At 66.7% G+C, this 4,130-nt stretch carries 4 protein-coding genes; 2 read left to right on the top strand and 2 right to left on the bottom strand.

Features of this window, described 5'->3' with window-relative positions:
* Positions 1-1,998, top strand: a 1,998-nt coding sequence (locus AC1D01_RS23325; protein ID WP_477870544.1) for an efflux RND transporter permease subunit, incomplete at its 5' end; no start/stop codon positions are given.
* A complete protein-coding gene (locus AC1D01_RS23320; protein ID WP_477870542.1) occupies positions 1,995-3,419 on the top strand; it encodes an efflux transporter outer membrane subunit in 1,425 nt (474 codons plus the stop codon). The genes AC1D01_RS23325 and AC1D01_RS23320, both read left to right, overlap by 4 nt.
* A gap of 33 nt (positions 3,420-3,452) precedes the next feature.
* Here the strand turns inward: AC1D01_RS23320 and AC1D01_RS23315 are convergent, their stop codons facing one another.
* Complete coding sequence (locus tag AC1D01_RS23315) at positions 3,453-3,812, bottom strand: histidine phosphatase family protein (protein WP_477870540.1); 360 nt, start codon at positions 3,810-3,812, stop codon at positions 3,453-3,455.
* 4 nt (positions 3,813-3,816) lie between these two features.
* On the bottom strand, positions 3,817-4,130 hold a 314-nt coding region (locus tag AC1D01_RS23310; RefSeq protein WP_477870538.1), incomplete at its 5' end, for a histidine phosphatase family protein.

Raw genomic sequence — 4,130 nt, 5'->3', positions numbered from 1 at the left:
GTCGTCGACGATGCGATCGTGGTGCTGGAGAACACCAGCCGCCACATCGAGTCCGGCATGGACCGCTTCGAGGCAGCGCTGCTCGGCGCGCGCGAGGTCGGCTTCACGGTGCTGTCGATCAGCCTGTCGCTGGTGGCGGTGTTCATCCCGCTGCTGTTCATGRGCGGGCAGRTSGGSCGGCTGTTCCGCGAGTTCGCSGTSACSCTGTCGGYGGCGGTGCTGATCTCGCTGGTSATCWSSCTGACSACCACGCCRATGATGTGCGCCTGGCTGCTGAAGCCGGGCGGCCCGGTGCGCAAGCCGCCGGGCCGGCTGGCCCGTTTCTCGGAGCGCGTGTTCGCCGGCGTGCTGCGCGGCTACGAGCACAGCCTCGACTGGGCGCTGCACAGCAAGGCGCTGGTGATGCTGATCCTGCTGGCGGTGATCGGCCTGAACGTGTACCTCTTCAAGGCGACGCCGAAGGGCTTCTTCCCGCAGCAGGACAACGGGCAGCTGAACGGCGGCCTCGCGGCCGACCAGAGCATCTCGTTCGAGGCGCTGCAGGGCAAGCTGAAGCAGCTGGTCGACATCATCCATGCCGACCCGGCGGTCGACACGGTGGTCGGCTTCACCGGCGGCGGGCGCGCCGGCGGCGGCTTCATGTTCATCAACCTGAAACCGGTCGGCCAGCGCAAGGACGGCGGCCAGGCGGTGATCGCGCGGCTGCGCCCGCAGCTGGCCACCGTGACCGGCGTGCAGCTGTTCCTGAACCCGGTGCAGGACCTGCGGGCCGGCGGGCGATCGAGCAACTCGACCTACCAGTACACGCTGAAGAGCGACAACATCGCCGACCTGCGCAGCTGGGCGCTGAAGCTGGCCGACCAGATGCGCACCAAGGAAGAGCTGGCCGACGTCGACACCAACCAGCAGGACAACGGCGTGCAGAGCTTCGTCGACATCGACAAGGCGACCGCGGCGCGGCTGGGCATCACGACGCGCGATGTCGACAACGCGCTGTACGACAGCTTCGGCCAGCGCCAGGTGGCCACCATCTACGACGAGCTGAACCAGTACCACGTCGTGATGGAGGCGGCGCGCAGCCTGACGCGCAGCCCGACCTCGCTGAACGACGTGTACATCCCGCGCAAGGCCGGCACCGGCGCGGCGACCACCGCGACGCTGTCGGTGAACCCGGCGCTGCGCGACGCCTCGGGCGGCTCGGCGCTCTCCAACACCGCGAACACGATGGTGCCGCTGCAGGCGCTCGCGCGCTTCAGCGAGAGCGCGACGCCGACCTCGATCAACCACCAGGACGGCGAACTCGCGACCACGGTGTCGTTCAACCTGCCCGAGGGCGTGAGCCTGTCGGACGCGCAGGCGGCGGTGAAGCAGGCCGAGGCCGACATCGCGATGCCGGCCAATGTGCGCGGCAGCTTTGCGGGCACGGCGCGCGGTTTCCAGGATTCGCAGGCGCAGCAGCCGCTCTTGATCCTGGCGGCGATCGTCGTGATCTACATCGTGCTGGGCGTGCTGTACGAGAGCCTGGTGCACCCGGTGACGGTGCTGTCGACGCTGCCGTCGGCCGGCGTCGGCGCGGTGCTGGCGCTGCTGATGTTCCGCATGGAGTTCTCGATCATCGCGCTGATCGGCGTGTTCCTGCTGATCGGCATCGTCAAGAAGAACGCGATCCTGATCATCGACTTCGCGCTCGAGGCCGAGCGCTCGCGCGGGCTGTCGCCGCTCGAGGCGGTGCGCGAGGCCTGCCTGCTGCGCTTCCGCCCGATCCTGATGACGACGCTGGCCGCGGGCCTCGGCGCGCTGCCGCTGGCGATCGGCTTCGGCGAGGGCTCCGAGCTGCGCCAGCCGCTGGGCGTGGCCATCATCGGCGGGCTGATCGCGAGCCAGCTGCTGACCCTGCTGACGACGCCGGTCGTCTACCTCCTGCTCGACAAGCTGCGCCGCCGTGGCGCCGACGAGCGCCACCTGAGCCGCGGCACTGACGCTGCGCTGCACGCATGACTTCACGACTGACTCCTCTTGCTGTGGCCTTGCTGCTGGCCGGCTGCTCGGTGACCCCGCGCTACCAGGTGCCTGACACCGCGTTGCCCGCGGGCTACAAGGAAGTGCCGGCCGCGGCCGAAGGCTGGCTGCCGGCGGCGCCGGCCGATGCGCTCGACCGCGGGCCGTGGTGGACGCTGTTCGGCGACGAGACGCTGAACACGCTGGCCGGCCAGGTCGAGGTGTCGAACCAGAACATCGCGGCGGCGGTGGCCGGCTACGCGCAATCGCAATCGCTGGTGAAGCAGGCGCGGGCCTCGTTCTTCCCGAACGTCAGCCTGAGCGGCGGTGCGACGCGCTCCGGCGGTAGCGCGCGAACCTCCACCGGCAACACCTACCAGGTGGGCCTGGGCGCGAGCTGGGAGGCGCCGCTGTGGGGCAAGCTCGAAGCCGGTGTCGACGCCGCGACGGCCGGCGCGCAGGCGAGCGAGGCCGACCTGGCATCGGCGCGGCTGTCGGCGCAGGCGACGCTCGCCAGCACCTATTTCTCGCTGCGCGAGGCCGATGCCGAGATCGACGTCGTGACGCGCACGGTCGAGAGTTTCACGCGCTCGCAGACGATCACGCAGAACCGCTACGACGCCGGTGTCGCCCCGAAGAGCGACCTGCTGCAAGCGCAGACGCAGCTCGCGAACGCGCAGGCCGACCTGGCGGCGCTGCGCCGCCAGCGCGCGGTGCTGGAGCATGCGATCGCGGTGCTGGTCGGCAAGGCGCCGGTGCAGTTCTCGCTGCCGCCGGCCGCGTGGCAGATGACGGTGCCGGCGGTGCCGCTGGTGGTGCCGTCGGAGCTGCTGCAGCGCCGGCCGGACATTGCCGGTGCGGAGCGCAGCGTGGCTTCGGCGAACGCGCAGATCGGCATCGCGCGCAGCGCGTACTTCCCGAGCCTGTCGCTGAGCGGCTCGATCGGGCAGCAGAGCAGCGCGGCGAGTCAGCTGTTCAACGCGAGCCAGACCCTGTGGTCGCTCGGCGTGTCGGTGGCGCAGACGATCTTCGACGCCGGCGCGACGCGGGCGCGCGTGGAAGGCGCCGAGGCGAGCCGCGATGTGGCTGTCGCGCTCTACCGGCAGACGACGCTCGCGGCGCTGCAGGCGGTGGAGGACCAGCTGTCGCTGGTGCGGATGCTGGCCGAGCAATCGCCGCTGCGGCAGCAGGCGTCAAAGGCGGCCGACGACACCGAGGTGCAGACGCTGAACCGGTACCGCGCCGGGCAGGTCAGCTACCTGGAGGTGGCGAGTGCGCAGTCGTCAGCGCTGAGCGCGCGGCGGGCGCTGGTGCAGCTGCAGGTGGACCAGCAGCTGGCGGCGATCGGGTTGATCCAGGCGATGGGTGGCGGGTGGCATGCGGGCTGGGTCACACAGCCCGTCTCTGCGTCATCACGTTGACGGCGCGACAACAAAGGCCCGAGCCGCCCCCTCTCAGGTTGTGGAGTCCTTTGAGGACAGCTGAGCCAGGCCCTGAAATACAAGTTCAGGCGCTTGCTCGGACGCGTCATATAGAAAAACTGCCATGTCGCAGTTGTCCGCATACGGGACCTTGTTTCTATCAGCTCCTTCTGTTCTATTTGAATCATCCGCCTCCAGAATGCACTTCCTCATAAGGGTATTGATTACCCGGCCGTGATTGACGAGAAGCACCTCTCTTTCGTTCCGGGAAGAATTTTCTACGATCAGATTCACCTCGAGCAAAACCCTTTCGAGTAGCACATTGTATTTTTCCGCACCCGGAATGGCAGGAAGATGATCCCAGAGCTCCAGCAGTTGCGGATACTCACGCATCAAATTATCCTCTTGATTTCCCCATTGTTCGCTGCGAGTCTTGTCGGAATACCCTGAAGCATCCCCCCCAGTTGATTTCCTTTAATCCTTCATTGACTTGAATATTTGAATCTGTTTTTCGGCCGATGATTTCTCCAGTATGAAAGGCGCGCGCCAAAGGAGAGCAGTGAACAGATGAAATGCTTATTTTTTTCTGCTCCTGCAATCGCCGTATACCTGAAGCAAGAGCATTCGCATCAGCGATTCCTTTTTCCGTCAAATCCTCGTCCGGAACTTCTGAACCTATTATTTTTCCTTGGAGATTTGAAGGCGTTTGCC

Source organism: Rhizobacter sp. P3_B12 (assembly GCF_056402895.1).
This window is presented reverse-complemented; position numbering and strand designations above follow the sequence as displayed.

Bases quoted from the DNA above. Each gene is read 5' to 3' on its own strand.
- AC1D01_RS23320 (WP_477870542.1), top strand. From the start codon at position 1,995: ATGACTTCACGACTGACTCCTCTTGCTGTGGCCTTGCTGCTGGCCGGC.
- AC1D01_RS23315 (WP_477870540.1), bottom strand. From the start codon at position 3,812: ATGCGTGAGTATCCGCAACTGCTGGAGCTCTGGGATCATCTTCCTGCC.